This is a genomic window from Paracoccus sp. MBLB3053 (assembly GCF_031822435.1).
Taxonomy (GTDB): Bacteria; Pseudomonadota; Alphaproteobacteria; order Rhodobacterales; family Rhodobacteraceae; genus Paracoccus; species Paracoccus aurantius.
On record NZ_JAVQLW010000005.1, the window covers coordinates 212,950 to 233,363 of the forward strand.

General features: G+C 62.0%; 19 protein-coding genes. 11 read left to right on the top strand and 8 right to left on the bottom strand.

The annotated features are described in order from the left end of the window. The first annotated feature begins 4 nt into the window (after window positions 1-4). The 7 genes from cydB to RGQ15_RS21205 all read left to right on the top strand — a co-directional run bounded on the left by cydB (window position 5) and on the right by RGQ15_RS21205 (window position 5,370). Window positions 5-1,168 (top strand): cytochrome d ubiquinol oxidase subunit II, encoded by a 1,164-nt coding sequence (gene cydB / locus RGQ15_RS21175; protein ID WP_311162866.1) that lies wholly within the window; start codon window positions 5-7, stop codon window positions 1,166-1,168. Window positions 1,169-1,227: 59 nt separating this feature from the next. Next, the gene (cydX, locus tag RGQ15_RS21180; RefSeq protein ID WP_311162867.1) at window positions 1,228-1,377 is read left to right on the top strand and encodes a cytochrome bd-I oxidase subunit CydX; all 150 of its coding nucleotides are present in this window, start codon (window positions 1,228-1,230) and stop codon (window positions 1,375-1,377) included. A 158-nt stretch (window positions 1,378-1,535) separates the two neighbouring features. Then, window positions 1,536-1,928 carry a GFA family protein gene (locus tag RGQ15_RS21185; protein WP_311162868.1) on the top strand — a complete coding sequence of 131 codons (393 nt, stop codon included), beginning with the start codon at window positions 1,536-1,538 and terminating at the stop codon, window positions 1,926-1,928. Window positions 1,929-2,063: 135 nt separating this feature from the next. Beyond that, complete coding sequence (locus RGQ15_RS21190) at window positions 2,064-2,582, top strand: DMT family transporter (RefSeq protein WP_311162869.1); 519 nt, start codon at window positions 2,064-2,066, stop codon at window positions 2,580-2,582. Beyond that, window positions 2,582-2,998 (top strand): DMT family transporter, encoded by a 417-nt coding sequence (locus RGQ15_RS21195; RefSeq protein ID WP_311162870.1) that lies wholly within the window; start codon window positions 2,582-2,584, stop codon window positions 2,996-2,998. The genes RGQ15_RS21190 and RGQ15_RS21195 overlap by 1 nt, the downstream gene beginning before the upstream one ends. A gap of 96 nt (window positions 2,999-3,094) precedes the next feature. Continuing rightward, window positions 3,095-4,270 carry an AMP-binding protein gene (locus RGQ15_RS21200; protein ID WP_311162871.1) on the top strand — a complete coding sequence of 392 codons (1,176 nt, stop codon included), beginning with the start codon at window positions 3,095-3,097 and terminating at the stop codon, window positions 4,268-4,270. Further along, a complete protein-coding gene (locus RGQ15_RS21205) occupies window positions 4,267-5,370 on the top strand; it encodes a thiolase family protein (protein ID WP_311162872.1) in 1,104 nt (367 codons plus the stop codon). Before RGQ15_RS21200 ends, RGQ15_RS21205 begins: the two co-directional genes overlap by 4 nt. Here the strand turns inward: RGQ15_RS21205 and RGQ15_RS21210 are convergent. The 5 genes from RGQ15_RS21210 to RGQ15_RS21230 form a co-directional block, all read right to left on the bottom strand. After that, window positions 5,363-6,034: a nitroreductase gene (locus RGQ15_RS21210; RefSeq protein WP_311162873.1), complete on the bottom strand. Its 672-nt coding sequence runs from the start codon at window positions 6,032-6,034 to the stop codon at window positions 5,363-5,365. The genes RGQ15_RS21205 and RGQ15_RS21210 overlap by 8 nt on opposite strands. 153 nt (window positions 6,035-6,187) lie before the next feature. Continuing rightward, the gene (locus RGQ15_RS21215) at window positions 6,188-7,015 is read right to left on the bottom strand and encodes a CPBP family intramembrane glutamic endopeptidase (protein ID WP_311162874.1); all 828 of its coding nucleotides are present in this window, start codon (window positions 7,013-7,015) and stop codon (window positions 6,188-6,190) included. A 21-nt stretch (window positions 7,016-7,036) separates the two neighbouring features. Next, window positions 7,037-7,657 (bottom strand): hypothetical protein, encoded by a 621-nt coding sequence (locus RGQ15_RS21220; RefSeq protein WP_311162875.1) that lies wholly within the window; start codon window positions 7,655-7,657, stop codon window positions 7,037-7,039. Between the two features lie 311 nt (window positions 7,658-7,968). Then, complete coding sequence (locus RGQ15_RS21225; protein ID WP_311162876.1) at window positions 7,969-10,758, bottom strand: bifunctional aconitate hydratase 2/2-methylisocitrate dehydratase; 2,790 nt, start codon at window positions 10,756-10,758, stop codon at window positions 7,969-7,971. 267 nt (window positions 10,759-11,025) lie between these two features. Continuing rightward, a complete protein-coding gene (locus RGQ15_RS21230) occupies window positions 11,026-11,904 on the bottom strand; it encodes a hypothetical protein (RefSeq protein WP_311162877.1) in 879 nt (292 codons plus the stop codon). On the opposite strand from RGQ15_RS21230, the gene RGQ15_RS21235 reads away from it, so the two are divergent. Further along, complete coding sequence (locus tag RGQ15_RS21235) at window positions 11,875-12,621, top strand: hypothetical protein (protein WP_311162879.1); 747 nt, start codon at window positions 11,875-11,877, stop codon at window positions 12,619-12,621. The two genes, RGQ15_RS21230 and RGQ15_RS21235, sit on opposite strands and share 30 nt — an antisense overlap. A 266-nt stretch (window positions 12,622-12,887) precedes the next feature. On the opposite strand, the gene RGQ15_RS21240 is transcribed toward RGQ15_RS21235, so the two are convergent. Then, window positions 12,888-14,225 carry a nucleotide sugar dehydrogenase gene (locus RGQ15_RS21240; RefSeq protein ID WP_311162881.1) on the bottom strand — a complete coding sequence of 446 codons (1,338 nt, stop codon included), beginning with the start codon at window positions 14,223-14,225 and terminating at the stop codon, window positions 12,888-12,890. A gap of 124 nt (window positions 14,226-14,349) precedes the next feature. Here RGQ15_RS21240 and RGQ15_RS21245 point away from each other — a divergent pair, with 124 nt between their 5' ends. From RGQ15_RS21245 to RGQ15_RS21255, 3 genes are all read left to right on the top strand, one after another. After that, complete coding sequence (locus RGQ15_RS21245) at window positions 14,350-15,309, top strand: polysaccharide lyase (RefSeq protein ID WP_311162882.1); 960 nt, start codon at window positions 14,350-14,352, stop codon at window positions 15,307-15,309. A 62-nt stretch (window positions 15,310-15,371) separates the two neighbouring features. Next, window positions 15,372-16,385: a glycosyltransferase family 4 protein gene (locus tag RGQ15_RS21250; RefSeq protein ID WP_311162883.1), complete on the top strand. Its 1,014-nt coding sequence runs from the start codon at window positions 15,372-15,374 to the stop codon at window positions 16,383-16,385. Next, complete coding sequence (locus tag RGQ15_RS21255; protein WP_311162884.1) at window positions 16,385-17,128, top strand: polysaccharide deacetylase family protein; 744 nt, start codon at window positions 16,385-16,387, stop codon at window positions 17,126-17,128. Before RGQ15_RS21250 ends, RGQ15_RS21255 begins: the two co-directional genes overlap by 1 nt. Before the next feature lie 15 nt (window positions 17,129-17,143). On the opposite strand, the gene RGQ15_RS21260 is transcribed toward RGQ15_RS21255, so the two are convergent. Both RGQ15_RS21260 and RGQ15_RS21265 read right to left on the bottom strand, forming a co-directional pair. Further along, a complete protein-coding gene (locus tag RGQ15_RS21260) occupies window positions 17,144-17,596 on the bottom strand; it encodes a cyclic nucleotide-binding domain-containing protein (RefSeq protein WP_311162885.1) in 453 nt (150 codons plus the stop codon). A gap of 65 nt (window positions 17,597-17,661) precedes the next feature. Next, on the bottom strand, window positions 17,662-20,403 hold the full coding sequence (locus tag RGQ15_RS21265; RefSeq protein ID WP_311162886.1) for an ABC transporter transmembrane domain-containing protein: 2,742 nt from the start codon (window positions 20,401-20,403) through the stop codon (window positions 17,662-17,664). Window positions 20,404-20,414 lie beyond the last annotated feature (11 nt).

Here is a 20,414-nt window from a genome sequence, read left to right on the forward strand (position 1 = left end):
TGACATGATCCTGTATGAACTGATTTCCTACGAGGCGCTTCGGGTGATCTGGTGGCTTATTCTGGGCGTGCTGCTGATCGGCTTCGCGATGACGGACGGCTTCGACATGGGCGTGGGCGCGCTCCTGCCCTTTGTCGGCAGGACCGATGTCGAGCGACGCATCATCATCAACACGGTAGGCCCGGTCTGGGAAGGAAACCAAGTCTGGTTCATCCTCGGAGGTGGTGCAATCTTTGCGGCCTGGCCGCCACTTTACGCCGTGTCCTTTTCGGGCTTCTATCTCGCGATGTTCGCGGTGCTGGCCGCGCTGATCCTGCGTCCTGTCGCATTCAAGTACCGCTCGAAGCGCGACGAGAAACGCTGGCGCGAAGGCTGGGATTGGGCCCTGTTCGTGGGCGGCGCCGTGCCTGCGCTGATCTTTGGCGTGGCGGTCGGGAACGTCCTGCAAGGCGTGCCGTTCGAACTGACCCCTGATCTGTTTTCCCGTTACGAGGGCAGTTATTATGGAAAGTTCTTCGGGTTGCTTAACCCGTTCGCCCTGCTGGCCGGGATCGTTTCGCTGTCGATGCTGATGACCCATGGAGCGGCGTGGTTGTCGCTGAAGGCTGAAGGCATTGTGGCCAAGCGCGCCCGTGCGATGGGTGGGATCAGCGGCTTGGTCATGATTGCGGGATATCTTCTCGCCGGGCTCTGGCTTGCCTTCGGCATCGAGGGCTACCGTCTCGTGGGGGATGTGGTGAAAGATGGACCGTCCAATCCGCTTTGGTCCGAAGTCGAGCGCACGCCATCCTGGCTGGTCGCCTATGCCGAGCGCCCCTGGATCGCGCTGGCCCCCCTGCTGGGGCTGGTCGGAATGGTTCAGACTGTTCGCGGGCTGCGCGCGGGACGCGAATTGGCCACGCTTGGCTGGTCCAAGCTTGGCATTCTTGGCACGATCTCCAGCGTCGGACTGACGATGTTTCCGTTTATCCTGCCATCGTCGCTTGATCCGCGTTCGTCGCTGACGGTCTGGGACAGTTCCTCATCACATCAGACGCTGTTCATCATGCTGGTGGCGACCGTGATCTTCCTGCCGTTGATCCTTGCCTATACCGCCTGGGTCTACCGGGTGCTTTGGGGCAAGGTCACCGAAAAGGATGTCACCGACAGTTCCGATACCCTCTACTGAGCCCCGAAGGCCGCCCGCCATGCGGCGGGGGCCGGACTTACCGGAATGGAGAAACTGACATGTGGTATTTCGCCTGGCTCCTCGGACTTCCGCTTGCCGCCATCTTTGCGGTCACCAACGCCATGTGGCTTGAATTGCAGCGCGACCGGAAGCTGAGCGAGGATGGCCGAATCCCCCCGCCCGTGATCGGCGGCCACGACAAGCGCTGATCCGGGCTGGCCGGGCGCCGTGCTGCCCTGATCAAACCGGCGGGGAAATCCGACAGCGGTGCGCTTCGTGTTTCGGCCGGCTGGTCTGGATCGTCTGCACGCGGGAACCCTGCGACCTGCTCGGCGCTTCTGGTTGACCCGACCAGAGGAGATGCAGGATGGACCGCTTCACGGGAGGCTGCCTTTGCGGCAGGGTTCGGATCATGGCGATAGGAAGGCCCTATCGCGTCGGGCTCTGCCATTGCCTCGACTGCCGCAAGCATCACGGCGCCCTTTTCCAGGCGTCTGCGATCTTTCCCGAACATGCCGTGTCCAGCGAAGGAGAGGTCGCAGAATATCGCGGCCGGTTCTTTTGTCCGCATTGCGGTTCATCCGTCTTTGCCCGCTCGGGTGACGAGGTCGAGGTGAATCTTGGATCGCTGGACGCACCTGACCAACTTGTTCCCACCTATGAAAACTGGACGATCCGGCGCGAGGCCTGGCTGCCATCGTTCCCGACCATCAGGCAATATCGGCGAGATCGGGACCCGACGAGCCGATTTGAAGATTAGGCCTTGCGCCGATCGGCAAGCAGCGCACCACAGGGATCTCCGGAAGCGAAAGCGATCCCGGCACATGATCGGGCTTACAGTCTCGAAGCAACGGGCCTATTCCGGGGCGAGAGCAATTGATCGGAGAACACGGATTTGGCTCCCTCGCGTCTGGCCTCCCCCTCATCCGCCGGTGCCGCTCCACCGCGACTGATCGAGATCGTCGCAGCGCTTGCGACCGGCAGTCTGCTCACGCTCATGCTCTTGAGCAACAGCACCATGGCCGCACATACCACGCCGCTTTTCTCGTCGCTGACGGCCCATGGCGTCGGAACGGTCGTCGCCGGCATCGTCCTTGCCGCGCTTTGGCCGATGCATCGAACCGGGACTGGCCGTTCTGCCCGCAGTCCTGGCCGCGCGCCGCTTTGGGCCTATCTCGGCGGTCTTTCCGGCGCATTGACGGTCATGCTGACATCCTCTGCCGCCAATTCCATGCTGGCGCTGACCGGGACGCTGGCGATCGGCCTTGCCGGGCAGGTCGTTCTTGCGTTGATATTCGACTGCTTGGGCGCGATGGGGCTGGAAAAGCGGCTGCCCCGTCGCAAGGATCTGTTTGCGCTGGCCGCAATCGTCGCCGGCACCATCCTGATCATCTTCGCCCGAGGAATGGGCTGATGGCGGCGATGATCCTATTTGCCTTTGCCGCCGGGATGCTGGTGACCCTGTCGCGCCAGATAAATGGCCGGCTGGCCGTTGAAACATCCGCGTTGCAATCCTCGTTCTGGAACCATCTCGTGGGATTTGTCGCCCTTGCGGTCGTCACGGTCTTTGCGGGCAGCTTCTGGCCCGACGGGGCGTCCGGCGCGCCTTGGCTTGCATGGATCGGCGGTGCGGTCGGCGTGGCTTTCGTGGGAGGTGGCAGTTGGCTGATCCCTCGACTGGGCGCGGCGATGACGGGAGGATTGCTGGTCGCGGGGCAGATGCTTTCGGGTGTCGTTCTGGATCTTGCACGCGGACAGGACGCGATCTTCTGGATGCAGATTGCTGGCGTCTGCCTGATCCTGACCGGTGTGTTCATCAGCCGCCGCTAACGCAGCCTCGCCGCCGCGATGGAAGGATTGAGTTTCGGGGCGCTTGGCCATAATGCGCAAGGACGGCCCCGCGACCACATCTTTCGAGCAGACCGAATGTCCGAAGCAGTTTTCCAATGGAGCCCGAATGCGCGCCTGAACGTCGCCGGCCGCTGGCTGGATGAGGGCGACGATGCCGTGACCGCGCTTGAACGCGATCTGGCCGACCTTCGCAGCGCGATCCGATCGGGGCAGGAATTCACGATAGGGCCGACTGGAATTCAGATCGTCGTGCCTGGCAAGCGAGGCTATTTCCGCAGCCTTTCCTCGGGGACGACAGGCGCCGCGAAATCGATCCGCCGCAGTCACACATCCTGGATCGCAAGTTTCGAGGTCAATCGCGCCTTTCTCGGACTGGGCCCAAGCGACCGCTACGGCATGCTGGGAATGCCGGCCCATTCCCTGACACTATACGCAATTTCCGAAGCGGCGCATCTGGGCGCCAATCTGCATTGCCTTGGCGGGCTCAGGCCGCGCCGTCAGGCCCAGCTGTTGGCCGATGCCGCTGTCACCGTGCTTTACGCCACTCCGACGCAGTTGCGCCTGATCTGCGAGACTCAGGTGCTCTTGCCTGACCTGCGCCATATCCTCTGCGGTGGCGGTCGCCTTCCGCCGGGCCTGCGTGCCCGCATCGCGGCGCTTTGCCCCCATGCCGTCATGCGCGAATTCTACGGCGCGGCCGAGACAAGCTTCATTGCCTGGGGCGACGGCAGCGGCCCTGAAAACGCGGTCGGACGCGCCTATCCGGGTGTCGAATTGAGGATCGGGAGCAAGGGGGAAATCTGGGTTCGCAGCCCCTATCTGTTCGATGGCTATGCCGAGGGCGACAGCCCGGACACGAAGTGGTCGGACGGCTATGTGACGGTCGGAGAGATGGGGGCGCTTGATGCGGATGGCTTCCTGACCGTATCGGGTCGGCAGAACCGCATGGTGACGATTGCCGATCAGAACGTCTTTCCCGAAGACATCGAGTCCCTGTTGCTGTCTGACCCGGCCATAACCCATTGCGCGGTCATTCCCAGGCCCGACCCAAGCCGGCTGGTGTCGCTGGTGGCGGTGATCGCAGGCAGGTCAGATCCGGAATTGCGCGATCAAATGCTTGGGGTCTGCCGCGAGGCATTCGGACCGCTTGCCGCGCCCAGACAAGTGATCGAACTGGCGGATTTTCCTGTGACCCCTTCAGGCAAGCCGGATCTGCGGGAAATCGCGCGGCGCCTGGGCATCGACGAATGACCGGGGTCAAGATCGTCGCCGCCTTGCGCTCTGCGGTCGCTCCGCGCGGGGGGGCGCTGGCGCGGCTGGATCTCCACGAGCTTGCTTCCCCGGTCCTGCGCAGCCTGATCGGCGCGGTTGGTCTATCACCTGATGATGTCGACGAGGTCGTTCTGGGCAATGCGCTGGGTGGCGGGGGCAATCCCGCCCGGATGGTTGCGCTGGCGGCCGGTCTGGCGGAAAGGGTCGCCGGGCTCAGCATCGACCGGCAATGCTGTGGCGGCCTGGATGCGCTGGTCATCAGTTCGACCATGATCACCTCGGGGCTGGCTGACGTGGTCGTTGCGGGGGGTGTCGAATCCTATTCGCGCCGGCCCCTGCGCCTGCGCACCGATCCGGACGGGGGCGAGCCGGTCGCCTATGATCGCCCGCCCTTTGCGCCCTGGCCCGCGCTTGACCCGCCAATGGATGCGGCGGCTGACGCCTTGGCTGCCGAGCTGGGGATCACGCGCGAGATGCAGGACCTATGGGCCGTCGAGAGCCACCGCAAGGCTCGTGCCGCCGACCTGGCGGCTGAGATCGTGCCGATCGGCGGGGTTGATCGCGACAGCTTCACCCGCGACCTGCCATTGCGCCTGGCCGCACGCGCGCCGAGCCTTGCCGGCACCATCACTGCGGCGAATTCGGCGGTCGCCGCAGATGGGGTCGGGCTTTGCCTTCTCGTCTCCGATCGGGTTTCCGCGCGGATCAAATGTAAAGGTTTGACCTATCGCGGCGGCATCACGCTTGGCGGTCGTCCCGAGCGGCCCGGCGCCGCGCCGGTCGTGGCGATGAAACGGGTGCTGTCCAATGCCGGGCTGTCCCCGGACGAACTCACGGTCGCCGAGATCATGGAGGCTTTCGCGGCGCAGGCCATCGCCTGCACCCGAGGCGTCGGGATCGATCCGGCGATCGTGAACCCCGGCGGCGGCGCGCTGGCCCGTGGTCATCCGATCGGGGCCTCGGGGGCGATCAACGCCGTGCGGCTTTTTCACGAACTGCAACGACGCGGTGGGACGGGGATCGCCGCGATCGCGGCGGCCGGGGGGCTTGGAACGGCTGTCCTGATGTCGCTTAGCTGAACCCTCGCAGGACGGCATATTCCTCAAGCGGATCGCGCTCGGTCCGGACATCGTTCACACGCGCTTCGGGGTCCGCGTAACCAAGCGCCATGCCGCAAACGACCATTTCTTCCGATTTCAGTCCAAGATGGGCATGGGCAATGTCGGCATAATTGGCAAGCGCCCCTATTCCGCAGGTCGCAAGCCCGCGATCTTGCGCGGCAAGCATCAGGGCCATGATCGCCATGCCGAGATCCATGAAGCAGCCCTTGCCCATGTCGCGCCGGATCGACACGACGATTCCGACCGGTGCGGAGAAGAACCGATAGTTCTCGAGGAACTGGGCCTTTCGGCCTTCGATATCCCGCCGCCCGATACCGAGCTGGGAATAAAGCGCATAGCCAGCGGCGCGTTGCTTTGCCTTCAGTTCAGCCGGCATCGGATTGGGGAAATAGGAATATTCCGCCACCGGGGGTCGGCCGCTTGCCGCCATGTCGACGAGCTCGCGGCTGAGCGCGGCCAGCGGCTCACCCGTCAATACATGGAAACGCCCGGGCTGCAGGTTGGCGCCGCTGGGTGCAGTGCGTGCGGCGCGCAGCACTTTCTCGACTTCCTCCCTAGGAACCGCGTGAGGAAGAAAGCCCCGCACCGAACGTCGATCACGCAGGAGTTCGTGCAGTGCCATTAATCCAACCTCCATGCCAAATGTCGCCACCCGGCTACCCGATCAGCCCCGCCCATGAGGCCTGTCGCGACTTGCGTCAGACAGCCAAGAGAGGCTCGTCCGACGGAGCGCGCTCTGAGCCATATTTCGGGCAGCGTCAACCATCACCGGCAGTCAAACACCTGAGGCAGCGGCGTCGCTTGTGGAGAAGCGGTCGGCTGCGGAACCCTTGCCGATACCGCGCAAGAGCCAGAGCCCCCAAAGCAGGTTGGGCAGCACGATCAGGAACGGTACCAGCAGTCGCGCGGGCCCCGCCGCGGTTGCGCCACCTGCTGTGTGGTCGTTGGCAATCGACTGGGCGCCGAGAACCACCAGAAAGCACACCCAATCCCACAGGGCGTGGAAGACGATGGCAACCCAAAGGGACCCGGTGCGAAGAAGGATCGCGACAAGCAAAAGCCCCGTGCAGGCAGCCGCGATCGCCTGGATGAATGCCGTGCCGAAACTTCCGGTCAGGAAACCGTTCAGAACATGAACGAGTCCGAAGCTCGCCGATGTCCAGATGATCGCTGGCCAGATGCGGAGCCGGAGGTTGATCGCCCGGAACAGCACACCGCGGAACATCACTTCTTCGGAAAAGCCGACAAGAAGGGTATTGGCCAGCACCATCATCATCACGCCGGGCGCAGGCAGGCCCAGAAAGACGGCCCACAGAAACAGCAGCAGGATGAACAATCCCGGCAGCCACAGAACCCTCAATGTGGCGGAGGCTGGCGCGCGAAATCCCAGATCGCGCCATCCGGCCCAAGACATCACGCAAACCAGAAGCAGGCTGGCCAACAGAACCTGCCAGGCGATGCCGCTCGTCGCAAGCTGCTCGAGCCGGATATGACCGTTGCCAAGTCCGGCGCCGAAAAGCGTGATTGCCGTCCAGAGGGCGAGCGTGGCGATCGCGATGGCCAGCCGGTGCCTGATGGGATAGGGGCGCGATAGCAGCGTCATTCTCATTTCCTGCCGACAGGATCATTCGATCGTGACGCGCAAATCGAATGCGTGGCTTGCGCTTTCCTTGTTGATGACCTCGATGACATGATCGCCGGATTGAGACAGCGGCTGCCGATATGCCGTCACGGCGTCGGTTCCTCCCTGCAGGACAGAACCGTCGGGATTGCGAAGGATGTAGTACATCTCCCCGCCCCTTGGCTCGATGCGCAGGTCAAGCACCTGTCCCTTTCGTGCGGCAAGCACGAATTGTGTCGCACCTCCCGCCTCAAGCTCGCCAGAAATTTCGGCTCCGCTGGTGCCGTCTGCAAGGCCGATACGCCGGGGTGCAAGAGCGTCCTGGGCATCAGAGCGTGCCAAGGCCGCCTCGGATTCGGCTGCATCGGCCGGCTCGAGCGTTTCGACCGTGCCATCCTTGTAGCCGAAGCATTTCCACATCCGGCCATCCGCATCCTGAAGGATGATCATCGAACCCGCCTCTGAATACATGCTGTCCACCACCTGACCTGCCGGGCGGGTGGTGCGATCGCTCTCGTCCAACTTGTCGATGCAGGCGTCAATGACCGGCTGGACAAGAGGATCTTCTGCCATGACCGGTTGGCTGGCGGAAATCAGCACGAAGAAAACGGGCAGCGACTTCATGGTCGTTCCTTTTCAGGCAGGAAACAGCGGGTGTCGCCATGATCTGGAACTGCTGGACGTCTCGGTGTCAATCCGCCCCAACATCGGCCCGGGAAAGGTTGACGCTCCGATCTGCCCGAGGGCTTGGCCGGTCGGGCATGGTCCGTCGGGCAAGCCGTTATGAGCCACCCCCTGCTAATGCGGGGGGTGGCTGCTGTATCGGATGATCGCGGTCGCCGTTCATGGGGGCCCCGCGAGTCTGGTGCCGCACGATTGGTGACGGGCGGCCAGGCACCTGCCGTTCAGGGGGCCTGAAACGACAGGCCAGATTCCTAGAAGTGAACCGACCGCGCGGTGCCCGATTTCTCGAGCGGAGGCGCGAACCTGGTCAGGTCGATGCCTTCGACGGCCGACTTGTATTCGTCGGCACTGGGCGTTCTGCCAAGGATCGCCGACAGCACGACAACCGGGGTCGAGGCCAACAGGGATTCACCCTTCTTCTCGGCGCTGTCTTCGACGACGCGGCCCTGGAACAGGCGGGTCGAAGTGGCCAGAACGGTATCGCCCTTCTCTGCCTTTTCCTGGTTGCCCATGCACAGGTTGCAGCCCGGGCGCTCGAGATAAAGGATGTTCTCGTATTCGGTCCGCGCGGTGTTCTTGGGAAGCAGGTCATCGAACTCGAAGCCCGAATATTTCTGCAGGATTTCCCAATCCCCCTCGGCCTTCAGCTCGTCGATGATGTTGTAGGTCGGGGCAGCGACCACGAGCGGCGCCTTGAACTCGACCTTGCCCTGAGATTTTTCAAGGTTTTTCAACATTTGCGCAACGATCTTCATGTCGCCCTTATGCACCATGCACGAACCGACGAAGCCCAGATCGACCTTTTTCGTGCCGCCGTAATAGGACACCGGACGGATCGTCTCATGGGTATAACGCTTGGACACATCGGCATTGTTCACGTCGGGGTCGGCGATCATCGGCTCGTCGATCAGGTCAAGATCGACGACGACTTCGGCGAAATACTTCGCGTTCTCATCGGGCGCGAGCGCGGGCTTTTCGCCCGAACGGATCTCGGCGATGCGCGCATTTGCCTTGTCGATCAGTCCGTGCAGGGTCTTGGCTTCGTTCTCCATGCCCTTGTCGATCATGATCTGGATGCGCGACTTGGCGATTTCCAGCGACTCGATCAGGGTGTCGTCCTGCGAAATGCAAATCGACGCCTTGGCCTTCATCTCGGCCGTCCAGTCGGTGAAGGTGAAGGCCTGGTCGGCCAGCAGCGTGCCGATATGGACCTCGATCACGCGGCCCTGGAAGACGTTGTCGCCGCATTGCTTGAGCATCTGCGCCTGCGTTGCATGGACCACGTCGCGGAAGTCCATATGCGGCTGCATCTTGCCCTTGAAGGTCACTTTCACCGACTGCGGGATCGGCATGGTCGCCTCGCCGGTGGCCAGTGCCAGCGCCACCGTGCCCGAGTCGGCGCCGAAGGCCACGCCCTTTGACATGCGCGTATGGCTGTCGCCGCCGATGATGATCGCCCAGTCATCCACGGTGATGTCGTTCAGCACCTTGTGGATCACGTCAGTCATCGAGTGATAGACGCCCTTCGGGTCGCGCGCCGTGATCAGGCCGAAGCTGTTCATGAACTTCATGAGCTTCGGAATGTTCGCCTGGGCCTTCTTGTCCCAGACGGATGCCGTATGACAGCCCGACTGATAGGCCCCGTCGACCAGCGGCGAGATGATCGTCGCGGCCATCGCCTCGAGTTCCTGGGCGGTCATCAGGCCGGTCGTGTCCTGCGAGCCGACGATGTTGACACGAACGCGCACGTCCGAACCGGCATGCAGCACCTTGCCCGGGGTCACACCGACCGCATTGCGGTTGAAGATCTTCTCGACGGCGGTCAGGCCCTGACCTTCAACCGAAATTTCCTTGTTCGGCGCAAAGACCGGGGTCGGCTCGACGCCCAGCGTTTCGGCGGCAAAGGTCTGAAGCTTCTTGCCGAAGACGATGGCATAGGAGCCGCCGGCCTTCATGAACTCGACCTTTTGCGGGGTGAAGGCAGCGGCCACGTCAACCAGCGGCTTGCCGTTTTCGTCGCAGAGAGTCTTGTCCTTGGCGTTGATCGTCAGAACCGTGCCGGTTTCGACCGAGTATTTCTGTTCAAGGATCGCATTGCCGTCATTGTTCAGGATCGGCTTGCCGTCCGCATCGGCCTTCTTGACCCAGTTCTTCAGGTTGATGCCGATGCCACCGGTCACGTCGACCGTCGTGGCGAAGATCGGCGAAATGCCGTTCGTGCCGGCGACCACGGGGGCGATATTGACGAAGGGCACATAGGGGCTGGCCTGCTTGCCGGTCCAGAGGGCCACGTTGTTCACGCCGGACATGCGCGAGGAACCGACGCCCATCGTGCCCTTTTCGGCGATCAGCATGACCCGTTTGTCGGGATGCTGGGCTTGCAGCGCCTGAATCTCGGCCTGAGCTTCGGGCGAGATCATGCATTTGCCGTGCAGCTCGCGGTCCGAACGCGAATGCGCCTGGTTGCCCGGTGAAAGAAGGTCGGTCGAAATATCGCCTTCGGCGGCGATATAGGTCACGACCTTGATCTCGTCCTCGACCGCTGGAAGCTTGGTGAAGAACTCTGCCTTGGCGTAGCTTTCAAGAATGCCTTTGGCGATCTCATCACCCGCCTTGAAGGCGTTGCCCAGCCGGGCCATGTCCGCGTCGTAAAGGAAGACCTGCGTCTTCAGCACTTCGCCCGCTTTAGTCGCGATTGCGGCATCTTCGCCAAGCGCCAGATCCAGAAGAACCTCGACCGAGGGGCCGCCCTTCATGTGCGACAACAATTCCAACGCGAAGGCCGGGGTGATCTCGGGAACGACCGCTTCGCCCAGGATGATCTTCTTCAGGAACTGCGCCTTGACGCCTGCGGCGCTCGTCGTGCCCGGAAGGGTGTTGTAGATGAAGAAATCCAGAGACGCCTTCCGGTGCTCGCTTCCGGCGTCTTCGATCTGCGTTATAAGCTCTTCGACCAGCGCACCATCATCGATGGGCTTGGGATGCAGGCCCTCACCTTTGCGGGTTTCGATTTCGGTTAGGTAGTCTGTGTACAAGCTCATGACGTTCCCTACATAGCAGTGCTGGATCAAGCTAGAACACCGGGCCGCAAGAACATCTGGCGAGCGATGGGCAAGCTAATTGTATACCGAAGTATACCAACCAGGTTCCGATGGCAAGATGTTCGACGCCGGATCATGGCCCTTCGGGCGCCGATCCCGCGCCCCACCAGGCCGGACCGCGGGTATCGCTGTCGCGAAAGGGGATACGACCATCGTGGTTTCCCGGCAAGATGAAGCTGGGGACCGGCGCTGCTGAAACGCCGCCTTTCAAATCCACATCGAAGGGGGCGTCTGCAGCAGGGTCGGGTCGCGTTCTTCGAGACATTTCAGGAATGTCGGAACAAAATCCGGCGGAAGCTCCTTTCCGGCCTCTCGTGAGATCGTCGTCCCGGCCTGGGGATCCGAGGCCATGACTGCGTCGAGTTCGTCTTGATCGAACGGTTTCCCTGACAGCCCAGACAGTTCCAGGCACAGTTCGCCGGGCCTGTCCTTCATGTCTGCATAGTCGATCACCCGGATGCCCAGCCCGCCTGCCTTTGCCTTCCGGATATCCGAAACCATTCGGGAAAGATTGTTCGCGAGAACCCGGGGATCGGCGCCGAAATGCTGTCCGAAGGACTTGGCCCATCCAACCGGCTCGCGCACGATGAACAGGCTTTTGCTGTCCGGGTTCAGCGATGAAAGGGTTTCACAAAGATGCGTCACGCGCGAGCGCAGCTTTACCGCGAAATACCGCTGCCCACCTTCTGCTTGAGCCTTCCACGCGAGGTCATTGAGCGCGACCCGCGCGAGACGAAGGCGCAGGTCGGGGTCCTGTCTGAGATTCTTGTCACTTGCCAGATTGGTAAAGGTATCCGGCTCTGACCAGGTCGCGACCCCGGCGACTTTGGCAATCTGCGAAAAGAGTGTGGAGCCGCACCTGCCGATCGAGAAAATCAAAATGGGGGTTGAGGGCATCGGTCCAAGCCAGGGCGCCAATTGACTGAAAGGCACGGAATAGGCCTCGACCGCGGCTGTCCTGATCGCCTGATAGTAGAACGGTGCTTCTCTGGGGTCACGCTGATCCCCGATCCGCAGCCAGACGGCCTCGGCTCGGGTCGTGTCGAAGTGATCAAGATGCAGGTCCGCGAATTCAGAAACCTCCATGTCGATCGCCGCAGATTGCGTGCAGTCGTAAATTCTCGGCGCCGCCATTGCGATTTCGGCACCTTTGATGCCCCTGACCTGCCGGTGGCCGACGCGAAGAGTGCGGTCTTGCCGTTGATGGCAGGCAAACGCCGCCTGCAAGACCTGCCTTTGATGGGGATTGACCATCCCCCAAACCCCACGAAGCCGGACCTTCTGCATCCGATCGCGGCGCTTGGGCCCCATGCGCAGGATCCGGTTCACCATCTGGTCGAGCGTCAGCGAAGGATGGCGGATGACATCCCGGCCAACCGGCCGTTGATCCGCCAGCTCAAGCACGGCAGAGCCAAAGTGCGCGGTATCGAAGAGTTCGGGAAGAAGTTCGCAGAGATTTCCCGCATCCACATTTCGCGCGGCGAGCGCTGTTTGCAAACAGGCGCGAAAATCGCGGGGCGATGCGTCAGGGCTGGTCTCCTCCCGCCGGATCAACATTGCTTCTTCGACAAGCGCGCGGGACGACCTGAAAAAAGCCATCTCGAACCGGTTCGCGGTATCTTCCCGGGCCGATTCACCCGGTCGAGAAACCATGAGAAAGTCCTGTTGAAGCGCCGCCATCCGATCAAGCAGCTTTCCGAGGTCGGGAACCGCTACCTCGTCCCGAAGATAGATGAAACGGTCCGCATCGGGGAAGGCCTTCAGCGCCAAAGCCATGACCAGATCGATATGAGACCTGCTTGACCGCCCGGCCCCGAATTCAGCCTTCGAGGCCGTCTCGTCCAGATGCAGTCGTGGCCATTCGCCCCGCCCGTTATCGTAAGCGTTCCGATCTATCGCGATGGCAAAATTCTGGGGACCGATCGCATCCGCGTATTGCTGGCAAATGGCCTCTTCGCAGTCCGAATAGCATTGCGTGTGGTAGATGATGATCTGTTTCATTCCGCAGTGGCCGCTCCGCAAGTTGGCGTCAGGTTAGTCGCTGGGGCGGGACAATCAACCATATCGCACTAGGCCTTCACGATCCGGCGGGCCTGCAAACCCAGCCTTGCCATCACGTTCCTCGTATCGACGATCAGGCCGGCACCCGCGACGGTCGAATAGTCGATCGCGTCATGATCCGTGGCGATCAGGACGGCATCCACGTGGTCGATCAATTCCGGGGTCAGCTCGGCCGAACGCCGTCCCCTGTAGGCGGAATAATCGCGCGTCGAAGGGATCTCTCGCACAAGAGGATCGTGAAAGATCACCTTGGCGCCGCGTTCCTCGAGAAGTTCCATGAGCTTGAGCGAGGGGCTTTCGCGCAGATCGGGCACGTTCTTCTTGTAGGCCATGCCCAGCAAGAGGATCGTCGACCGGCTCAGCGCCTTTCCCTCATGCCGGTCAAGCGCCTCGGCCAGCCGCGAGACGACATGACGCGGCATTGCGGCATTGATCTCTCCTGCCAGTTCGATGAAGCGCGTCGGCAATTCGTATTCGCGCGATTTCCATGTCAGGTAGAAGGGGTCGATCGGGATGCAATGCCCGCCCAGGCCCGGCCCGGGATAAAAGGGCATGTATCCGAATGGTTTGGTCTTGGCGGCCTCGATCACTTCCCAGATATCGATGCCCATCGCGTCATAGACGATCTTCAATTCGTTCACGAGCGCGATGTTGACCGCTCGGAATATGTTCTCGGTGATCTTCACGGCTTCTGCGGTTGCGGTAGAGGACACGGGTACGATCCGCTCCAGCGCCGCGCCGTAGAAGGCCGAGACGAGCTCTTGCGCGGCCGGGCCGTCCGCCGCAACGACCTTGGGGATGGCGGCAGTCGAAAAGCCGCGATTGCCCGGATCTTCGCGTTCTGGCGAAAATCCAAGGAAAAAGTCCTGCCCGGCCCGCAGCCCCGTGGCTTCCAGGATCGGTCGCAGGATCGTGTCCGTCGTGCCCGGCCAGGTTGTCGATTCGAGCACGATGAGCTGCCCCGGCCTGAGCACTTGCGCGATATCCCGGCCGGTCTGCTCGACGAAGCGAAGGTCGGGTTCACGATGCGCGGTCAGGGGTGTCGGGACGCAGATCGCAATGACATCGCATTCGGCGAGGCGGGTCAGATCACCGCTGGCCTCGAAGCGTTGATCATCCCGAGCCGCCTTCAGGGCATCTGACGAAACGGCCTCGATATAGCTTTCACCCTGGTTCAGTTGGACAATCTTGGGCGGGTCGATGTCGAAACCGATCACATGATACCCGCCTGAGACGAGCGTCATCGACAGCGGCAGACCCACATAGCCAAGTCCGATGACGCCGGCCTTCGCCTCGCCAGTCTTGATCCGGGACATGAGCGCGGCGGCAGTGTCAGGTCGGTTCATCGCATCATCCCTCTGGCTCCGCGCTGACGGTTGAAAATTTGCGGCGCGGCTGTCAAGCTCGGTTGGGCAAGCTTGGCATCGCGGGTGCCGGAATGCCGGAAGTGTTGCCTACAAGCGGACGACGATGCGCAATCTTGCCTTCAGCCTGTCTCTGGCCCTTGCCTGGGCGATTTGCCCGAACGTTTCATGGGCGGTGGAAGAAACCGTGCTGCATGACGGCTTCGATGGCTCGGATTTCACGCCCGAGGGTGGGCTCTATTATCGCGAGAATTTCGAGCAATCCGCCGGTGAGGTGGTGTTTCAGTCGAAGATCATCCGTTCCGGTGAGGGCGCATTGCAGCTGTCGGTCCGCCCGCTATGCCCCCCTCATGCCGAAGGATGCAGCGAGCGCGCCGAGATCTGGGAAAGGACCGGCTTGCGGGTGCCCTATGACAAGGGTGTCTGGTATGGCTTTTCCATGCGCTTTGACGACCCGGTTCCGGTCGATGACCACCGCTACGTCATGGCGCAATGGAAGCGCGAGATCGGCCCCGAGGCGGACGGAGATTTCAGCCCCTTCCTCGCCTTGCGGATGCGATCGGGCGTGATGTTCGCGACGGTCGAGACGAATTTCGTGGCCCCGCCGCCCGATGCGCCGCGCCCCGAAGCGGGGCAATGTCCCGCAGGTTGGGCCGCAGTCTGGTTGCGCCCCGAAACGCGGCAGATGCGCGTTCTGGTTGCGCGCGCCGAAAGCTGGTCTTCGAACACCGGACCGGAATTCGATCATTGCACGGATGCTGTCACGATCAACGGCCCCGCATTTCTGCCTGAAGCCACGGCGGAATGGCACGATTATGCCTTCTATACCCTTCCGGGCCCGAATGGCGGGGGCATGATCCATATCGTGGTGGATGGTGCCAGCGTCGTGACCGTGTCAGGTCGCATAGGTCACGACGATATTGGCCTGGGTGCGAACCAGTATTTCAAGTTCGGACCCTATCGCGATGCAGGTGAGGGGAAATGGTCGCTCTATTACGACAGCTTCGTTCGGGCGCCCGATTGCGACAAGCTGCTGCCGGCAGATCTGTGCAAAGGGCTTGAGTGAAAATCGCCTTCTACGCACCTTTGAAGCCGCCAACCCATCCGGTTCCTTCCGGGGATCGGCAGATGGCCATTCTGCTGATGACGGCTCTGAGACGAGCCGGTCACAAGGTCGAGCTTGCATCCGAGTTGCGTGCCTTTCTGCCCGATGACAGGGATGCGCGCGCCTTCTCCGATCTTCAGAGCGCAGCCGCCGCAGAGCGAGAGCGCCTTTCGCGACTGTGGCGCGACGGGGCGCCACCCGATGCCTGGTTCTGCTATCACCCCTATTACAAGTCACCCGATCTGATCGGTCCTCCGCTGGCACGGGAATTCGGATTGCCCTGGATCAGCGCCGAGGCTTCGTTGTCGGGCCGGCGAGATCGCGGGGTCTGGGCCGAATGCCAGGCCGCCGTGACCGAATCGGTGGACCGTGCTGCGGTGAATTTCGCCATGACGGCACGGGACCGCGACGGCTTGCGCGCGCGTGTACCTGCGGCCCGTATCTGCGCGCTTCCTCCGTTTCTCGATCTTGATGATTGGCCGCGACGCTCCCTGCCCAAGGGGGGGCGGATCGTCACGGTTGCAATGATGCGCAGGGGCGACAAGATGGAAAGCTACCGCGCGATGGCCGCTGCCCTGCAGATGCTGCCGCCTGCCATCGACTGGAAGCTGGGCATCGCGGGTGACGGGCCCATGCGAAAGGAGGTGGAAGCGCTTTTCCCGCAGGATCGCGTCGAATGGTTTGGGCAGGTTCCGTCGGACAAGCTTCCCGAGTTTCTGGCCGCGGGCAGCGTCTATTTCTGGCCCGGCTGCGGCGAGGCCTACGGCCTTGCCTATCTCGAAGCGCAGGCGATTGGTCTTCCGGTGGTTGCATGGTCGGCCGCCGGCGTGCCCGAGGTCGTGGCTGATGGGGAAACGGGCTTATTGGCGCCCGAGGGGGATATCGCCGCCCTTGCGGACAACCTCGCGCGCTTGCTGGGCGATGACGATTTTCGCGTCAGGATGGGCGCAACGGCGCGGGCAAGGGTTGCCGAGCGGCATGGGATCGCCACCGCGGCTGACATCCTTGATCGCGAATTCAGGGCGGCCATCGGATGATGCGGGAAAGGGACCTGGCCGAACGCGCTTTGGCTGATCGTGCCGTTGCGGGCGTGCCCGTGCAGTTCTGGTGGCGTGACGACGATGCGGTGTCCCCTGAACCCGCGCTTGATCGGTTGCTGGCGATGGCCAATGCCTTTGACGCGGCTCTGACCTTGGCCGTGATCCCCGCGCCCTGGAATTCCCGGGCGTCCGGGCCCGAGCTTGCAGACAGGCTTGCGGATGAGCCCCTGGTCCGTGTGGCCGTGCATGGCTGGTCGCATCGCAATCATGCGCCCGAAGGACGGAAACGGCAGGAATTCAGCCCCGACAGGGCGAACGAAGAGATGCGGGATGAATTGCGTCGCGGGCTGACGAAGTTGCAGGAACTGCATGGTGCACGCGCCCTGCCGCTGCTGGTGCCGCCGTGGAACCGCATCGCGCCTGCCCTGTTGAAGCATCTGGCCGAGGACGGCTTTCGGGCGATTTCCACTTTCGGGCCTGAAACGGAAGTGCGGGGCCTGCGTGTCGTCAACACCCATCTCGACGTCATCGACTGGCGCGGCGGCAGGGTCGCATGCGACCCCGAGGCGATGTGGCGCGAAATCAGGTTTCGGGCGGAATCCGGCCGTGCATTTTCGGGCCTATTGACCCACCACCTTGTTCACGGTGAGGATACCTGGTCCTTCATCGCCGAACTGATCGGCGCGACGAAAGCAAACGGGGCGGTCTGGTTGCCTTTCGACGAAATCAGCGACGCCTGAGTCGCCGCGCTTGCATTATCTGTCAGACGACATGGCTTTCTTTGCGACGTCTGCATCACCCAACTGCGCGCCCAGGGACCGAATGACGCCTTCGCTGCTTTTGCAGCAAGACGTCATGAGCTGCATGAAACAGCTGCTGTTGATGCGCAGGACTTCCACATCGGTCAGCGCCGTGACCGTCGCGCGCCGCGGCGTGTCGTTCAGCATCGATGATTGCCCGATGATGGCCACTGCGGCGTCGCTTCCTGTCTTGGTATAATGGCTGTCCTCGACGGATTTGAAAACGTCGACCGAGCCAGAAAGGATGACGTAAGCGCCCGCACTCGCTTCACCTTCCCGGAACAGGACCTCCCCCGGGGCGAAGCTTTCCCGATCAGAGGCGAAGCACAGAACCTTCAGCCGACCGGGATCGACCCTCGACAAGAGGGGAAGTTTCCGCAGAAGTGCAACCTCGTCTTCGAGCAGCATACGCAGCCCCTTTCAGCGCCTTCGCCATCCACGCCCTTCCTCTTCGGGGGACCCGTAAGAGGGTGTCATGTGCTGGCTACCTGAAAATCACCAAGATTCTTGTTCACGTCCCGCTTTCCAGAATCATCGGCCTGGACCAATCGTCCTCTGGAAAATTCTGCCTTTCTCACAAAGTGGTGTGCCAGAACCGGATTTGCAAGCACCCAGACAACGCCGGCAGGTTCTGGCTGATGCGCAAGAAATGCAAGGATGTCTCCGATCATGCGTTCCTGGAACACAGGATCGACACCGGACAGTGGCTCGTTGAAGACGTAGTAGTCGGACTTGCGCAGCAATGTGCGGGCCAGTGCCAGCCGCTGCCTTTGCAGCAGGTTCAGACGACGACCGCCCGCGCCGATATCATAGGCGAGCCCCAGCCCCATTATCCTGTCGCGCAGTTCCCTGTTCCCGGTCATCGCGTCGCGCAGGACCGACTTGACGCATTCCGCGATGCGGTCTTCGGACCTGCCCATGCGGCGATTGACCTTTCCGAACAGGATATTGTCCATGATCGTGGCCCGCTCCATGTAGACCGTCGGATCATAGGGTTGCAGATTATCGCGCAGGTCGGCGGGCATGTCGTCGTCCAATGTCTTGCGCCCGGCGACCAGCAGGTCGCGCAATTCGTCATCCAGAAGCCCGAAGCGGTATTTCGGCTCGATATAGGACATGGACAGTCTCACCAGGCGGACCCTGTCTGAATTGCTTGCCCTTTCCATTCCACCCGTCGCGGTTCGCGCGACGATCTGTTCGAACTCCGGCAATTCCTCGGGGGTCATGTAGGTGAGCCATTGCAGCAGATCCGGATTGTCGGCCATGCCGCCGAACAGGTCCAGCGTCACCTGCGCAAAGCTTCGGCCCAGATCAAAAAGGCGCGGCAAGAGGCCGGTCGATATCAGCGCCTCGCGGAAAAAGGGATGCCGGACGATCGCGACAATCGAGGCCTGCCTTTCGGTGGGAATGCCGAACAGAAGGTTCTCGCCAATCGTCGCCTCGCTGTTGTAGCGATCCGGTTCAAAGGGCAGGATCGCCGAAACGAGGTCGCGCTCGGCAAGTCGTTCACGCAGTTTGCGGCGCATCTCGAGAATGTCCGGAGCGATCATCGCTGCGAATTCCGGTGTGACCGTCTGATGGACCGCGAAGGTCATGATGTCGCCATGCAGACCAACGACCTCGAGCACCTCGTAGATCGACCCCATGATGTCGTTATCCGTCACGGCGGGTTGGATCGCGTCATAGTCGATCCAGTCGGAATCCTTCTCGAAGATCGGGTTCCCGGCCAGCCGGGCTTCCTTCAGCCGCCACTCGCGATCGAAATGACCCTGGGGCAATTCTTCGGCATGTGCCGCGCCGGGGCGACGTTTCAGGGCATAAGTGACGTTTTCCATGACAGTGCCGCCAAGCAGGTGGATGGCGGGCCCGGTATAGCCGATCGCACGCCCCGTCACGCGTTCGGGCAATTGGGCAAGATCGTGTTGACCCAGCAATATCCTGCCCTGTGACGGTGCGATCAATCCCGCCATGACGTCGCCCACAAGCGGGGCCCCGCCCGAGGATTCCCCGATCACGGCAAGCGTCTCTCCGCGGTCGACCTGCAGCGAGATATCATCCAGCAGTGTCGTGCCCAGATCATTGCGCACCGACAGCCGATGCATGGCCAGAGGGCCGATGCTGTCGGGGGGGATCTGGGCGTCGATATCGTGGCGCGCGGGATCGACCAGCCCTTCGGCCTCGAACTGCTCGATGACCTGCTCGTATTTCACCTGCATGTCCTGTCGCGCCAGATCCCAGTCGATCAGTTCCTTCAACGGTCCCGGAAGTTCCTTGTAGGCGTTGATGACGGCGATCAGTTGCCCGACGTCCAGCTTGCCCTGGATCGTGAGATAGCCACCGATCGAGTAGAACAGGAATGGCGTGAGCTGCGCGATGAAGTTGTTCAGGAACTTCACCAGAAATTTCCACTGGTAGATGTCATAGCGAATCCGAAAGATCCGACCCAGCCGCGAAACGATATCGGCCCTTTCCCAGTTCGTGGCATCATTGCTGTGAATGGTCTGAATGCCGTCGACGATCTCGGCCACGCGTCCAGCCAGTTCGCGCGCAGTCAATTGGCGCTCGCGGCCAAGCACGATCAGCCTGCGCCGCATGCGGGGAATGATCGCGACCTGCACCCCGGCCATCGCCGCGGCCAGCACGCCCAGCCAGAAATGCTGGACGAAGATGAAGGCCATCGCCGTCAGGGCCTGCCCGCCCAGCATCGCTGGCTGGGTGAAGGCATCTGCCGCGAAGCCGCCAAGCGGCTCGATCTCGTCCTTCACCAGGCTTGCCATCTCGCCCGATTTCGCCTGGCGAAAGCGTTGCGGCGGAAATCGCAGGATGCGGTCCACCAGTTCGTAGCGGGTCCGCCGCAGCAGCCTTTCACCAAGCAGCCCCTTGCGGACATTGACGAAGAATTTGAAAAGGCCGTTGATGATCACAAGCCCAAGAAACGTCAGGCTCAGCGCAAACAGCAGGGGCACGCGCTCAAGCTCGATACCGTCGAAGAACCGGACCTCCCCGATGAAGGGCAGGTTCAGGGCCAGATCCAGAAAGGGCTGTGTGCTGCCCGCTCCGTCGAAGCCCATGCCCTGAATTGGCCGGTTGACGATCTGCTTGGGCAGGTCCAGCGCGAGATAATAGGGTATCATCGACACAAGCACGATGCAGACGATCAGGATCTGCTCGCGCTTGGTATGCATCCAGATGTAGCGAAAGATATTCGGTTCCATCGAAGACGATC